The following is a 4,282-nucleotide window of genomic DNA, read 5'->3' on the forward strand; positions in this document are numbered from 1 at the left end:
TAGCAATCGTCAATACCTTTTTATAAAGATATTTAATTACATGCTTTTATGCTCTTTTAGCTAGATACATCCCCGCAAAAATTCATTATCGGAAACTACCTTCTGCTTCTCATTAGTTCATTTTTGCAACACATATTCAATTTAATTTACGTGGACATTTCCCTCCAACAAAACTATTAACCTTATTTTAACAAATAATATTATATAATTAGGGGGTTGTTGTACTATCAATGAACTCTATTAGAAGCAGGTGAAGATATGAAAGATATACGTATCCTTATAGCAGACGATGATAAAGAAATCCGAAATTTATTAAAAATATATTTGGAACGAGAATTATATATGGTAGATACTGCGATTAATGGCGATGAAGCCTTACAATTATTTAATCAAAACAACTATAACCTCGTTATACTAGACCTTATGATGCCGAAAGTAGATGGTATTGAAGTATGTAGAAAGCTTAGAGATAAAACGAACGTACCGATATTAATGCTAACCGCTAAAGATCATGAAGTTGATAAAATTTTAGGTTTAAGCATTGGTGCTGATGATTACATTACAAAGCCTTTCAGTATTCATGAAGTCATTGCACGTGTAAAAGCTCTTATGCGGCGTTTTTTAGTTCTTGGAAGTGACGCTAATATACAAAAGAAAACAACTCTAACTTTTAAAGGCCTATTGATTGATTTAAATACATATACAGTTCATACAAACAAAGAAGAAATTAACTTAACCGGAAAAGAACTGGAACTATTAAAATTCTTCACTTCAAATCCAGGACAAGTATTTACAAAAACACAACTCTTCCGAAATGTGTGGGACGATAATTATATAGAAGATGACAATACCGTTATGGTACATATTCGAAAACTTAGAAAGAAAATAGAAGTCGATCCTTCCAACCCAAAATTCATTCAGACTGTATGGGGAATTGGTTATAAGTTTGTAGGTGAACAGCTTGAAGACTGATAAAACCCTTTTCCTTATTTCATTACAACTTATCATTTGCGGGCTTTTAAATATACAAATGGACCCAAGGGTAAAAATATCTTTATTTATTACCCTTATCTTAATTACAATGTATCTCTTCTTTTCAAGAATACAATTCATTCAGCACCGCAAATCAATAGATACTAAATTAAGTCGTGTACTAAAAGGTAATTTACAAGCAAGATTATTTACAAGCAATGATCGTTCATTACATAATATCGTTTTTTCAATAAACGAACTAATAGCTGAATTAGAAAAGGTTCGGATTGAAGCAAAGAGGTCTGAGGAATCTAGAAAAAAACTTCTGTCTAGTATCTCGCACGATATACGAACACCACTTACCTCCATTATTGGCTATATTGATGCCTTAAAAGATGAGGTTGCTGCTTCTGAAATAGAAAAGCAAGAATATCTTAAAATACTTTATATGAAATCAAATAACTTGAAGCACCTAGTTGATGAGATATTCAATATGGCGAAGCTAGATGCTAACGAATTTCCACTAAAAGAAGAAGAACTCGACTTTTCTGAAGTTACTAGAGAAGTTTTGATTGAATTTTTACCTGAGCTCTCAAAACATAATATTGAACTACAAATTCTCATACCAGAATCTACTTTTCCTATCATGGCAGATCAACTTAGCCTTATACGAATTATAGGTAATTTAATGAAAAATGCTATTTATTACGGAAAGGATGGGAAAACAGTAGGAGTCGAACTATTAGAAACCGATACAGAATATGAACTTCTTATTTGGGACAAAGGCCCTGGTATTCCAAAACATGATTTGCAAAACATATTTGAGCGAATGTACCGAAGCGAACAATCAAGAAACTCCTCTTTTGGTGGTAGCGGTCTCGGACTTTCTATTTCTAAAGCGCTCGTTGAAAAGAATGGCGGGCATATATGGGTTGAAAGTAATCCATGGGAAAGAACCACTTTTGGATTTTCCATTCCAAAACACAATACTTTTAAGAAATAGTTAAGAAATGATTAATATGCAGTTAAACCTTCCTGCTTATCATGTAAGTAAGAACTTATAGAAAGTAGGTGTCTCCTATAAATACAATTATAAAAACAACTAATCTTACTAAAGTATATGGCAATCAAAAATCCGTAGATAATCTAAATATTAACGTTCAACAGGGAGAGATTTATGGATTCATAGGTCGTAACGGTGCTGGTAAAACAACAACCATTCGTATGCTACTCGGTCTTATAAAGCCTACAAGTGGAACTATCGAAATATTCGGAGAGGACTTATTTCAAAATCAAAAAGATATTTTAAGTAGAATTGGTTCTATCGTTGAAGTTCCAGGGTTTTATGAAAACTTAACTGCAAAAGAAAACTTATTAATTAACGCAAAGATAATTGGGGTTCACAAAAAGAATGCTATTGAAGAAGCGTTAGAAATAGTAGGCTTGCAACATGAAACAAAAAAGTTAGTGGGAAAGTATTCTTTAGGCATGAAGCAGCGTTTAGGAATTGCACGCGCCCTTCTCCATTATCCCGAACTACTTATATTAGATGAACCAACTAACGGACTAGACCCCATCGGGATTAAAGAAATGCGAAAACTTATTCATTCTTTAGCTCAAGAAAGGAATATAACGATACTCATTTCTAGTCACATATTAGCCGAGGTAGAACAGTTAGTTGATCGTATCGGAATTATTCACGAAGGAAAGTTACTAGAAGAAGTTTCTCTTGATACGCTACGCAAAGCAAACCGTAAATACATAGAATTTCAGGTGAATAATGACAGTAAGGCTACGATGTTATTAGAAAATCAATTTCAAATTTTCGATTATGAGGTACATGATGAAGGGAATATTCGCATTTACTCTCATTTCGGGCAACAAGGATACATCAACAGAACGTTTGTTCTAAATGATATTGAAGTATTAAAAATGATGATGAGCGAAGACAGATTAGAAGATTATTTCACCAAACTAGTTGGAGGTGGAACAATTGGTTAACCTACTCTATACAGAACTATTAAAACTAAAACGCTCTAATATGTTTTTAATTAGTATTATTGGGGCTGGTGTCGCACCTTTCTTAGTCGTAGTAGCTTCTTATATACATATAAAAACCAAACAGCCAACTCCGACTATTTGGTTCCATCAATTATTCACTGAAGTTAACTTATACACTACTTTAGTTATAGGGTTCCCCTTATATGGAGTAGTAGTTGCTTATCTGTTTACCCGTGAATATGCAGAAGACACATTAAAAAATTTACTAACTATCCCCGTGTCACGTATTAGTTTTATTATAAGTAAGTTCATCATTCTTTTCCTTTGGATCATGATGCTAACTTTAGTTGCTTGGTCGCTTACTTTAATATTAGGGCTATTGGGGAACTTCCCTGGTTTTAACACTGCTTTACTTTTAGGTTCTTTCCTAAAATTTTTAACCTGTGGTGGACTTCTTTTTCTATTGTCTTCACCTATTGTTCTATTAACTCTTGTAATGAAGAGCTATGTACCGCCTATTATATTAACAGTCATTATTACAATGACTAATCTTATGCTCGTAAATTCCAAACATAAAGATTTATTTCCCTGGATCGCCACTTTAGATATCGCAAATAATGAATTACAACCCACATATCCACCAGAGTATTCTTATATGATCATTGCAGCAACAACGATTTTCGGATTTATCGCAACACTATTCTATTTTAAGAGAGTAGACATTCATTAATTTTTAGGAGTGAAACTATGAGCGATATCATTATTGCCTTCATACTCGGTATCGTAGAGGGGTTAGCTGAATTTTTACCTATCTCTTCTACCGGCCACCTTATATTAGTCGGGCATTTATTAGGCTTTGAAGGAGAAAGAGCGAAAACATTTGAAATTGTTATTCAACTAGGCGCAATTTTAGCTATTGCAATTTTATATCATAAACGTCTCGTATCTTTATGTAATATTAAGCCTCTTCTACGGAAGGAGAATAAATTCAACGCGTTCCATGTATTTCTTGGCGTATTTCCGGCAGTAGTTGCTGGTTTACTACTACATGATGTTATTAAAACTTACTTATTTCAGCCATATACTGTTGTGATTGGACTTGTAGCAGGGGCAATTCTTATGATCTTTGCAGAAGTAAAAAAGCAAGAGGCAACCGCCTGCTCACTGGACGATTTAACATACCATCAAGCATTAACAATTGGATTATTTCAATGTTTAGCAGTATACCCTGGCTTTTCTAGAGCAGGATCTACTATCTCTGGAGGTCTATTAGCAAAAGTAAATTATAAGACTGCATCAGAGTTCTCAT

The 4,282-nt window shown here is 33.6% G+C and carries 5 protein-coding genes; all 5 read left to right on the forward strand.

From position 1 onward, the window contains the following. The first annotated feature begins 258 nt into the window (after positions 1-258). The gene (locus ACTT1L_RS14055) at positions 259-972 is read left to right on the forward strand and encodes a response regulator transcription factor (protein WP_000651988.1); all 714 of its coding nucleotides are present in this window, start codon (positions 259-261) and stop codon (positions 970-972) included. Then, positions 962-1,975 (forward strand): sensor histidine kinase, encoded by a 1,014-nt coding sequence (locus ACTT1L_RS14060; protein WP_000845341.1) that lies wholly within the window; start codon positions 962-964, stop codon positions 1,973-1,975. The genes ACTT1L_RS14055 and ACTT1L_RS14060 overlap by 11 nt, the downstream gene beginning before the upstream one ends. A 68-nt stretch (positions 1,976-2,043) precedes the next feature. Continuing rightward, complete coding sequence (locus ACTT1L_RS14065; RefSeq protein ID WP_000074574.1) at positions 2,044-2,973, forward strand: ABC transporter ATP-binding protein; 930 nt, start codon at positions 2,044-2,046, stop codon at positions 2,971-2,973. Beyond that, the gene (locus ACTT1L_RS14070; protein ID WP_000247724.1) at positions 2,966-3,703 is read left to right on the forward strand and encodes an ABC transporter permease; all 738 of its coding nucleotides are present in this window, start codon (positions 2,966-2,968) and stop codon (positions 3,701-3,703) included. Before ACTT1L_RS14065 ends, ACTT1L_RS14070 begins: the two co-directional genes overlap by 8 nt. 17 nt (positions 3,704-3,720) lie before the next feature. Next, a partial coding sequence (gene uppP, locus ACTT1L_RS14075; RefSeq protein WP_442821969.1) for an undecaprenyl-diphosphate phosphatase UppP occupies positions 3,721-4,282 on the forward strand: 562 nt, incomplete at its 3' end.

It is taken from the genome of Bacillus sp. FH (genome assembly GCF_052216825.1).
GTDB lineage: Bacteria > Bacillota > Bacilli > Bacillales > Bacillaceae_G > Bacillus_A > Bacillus_A paranthracis.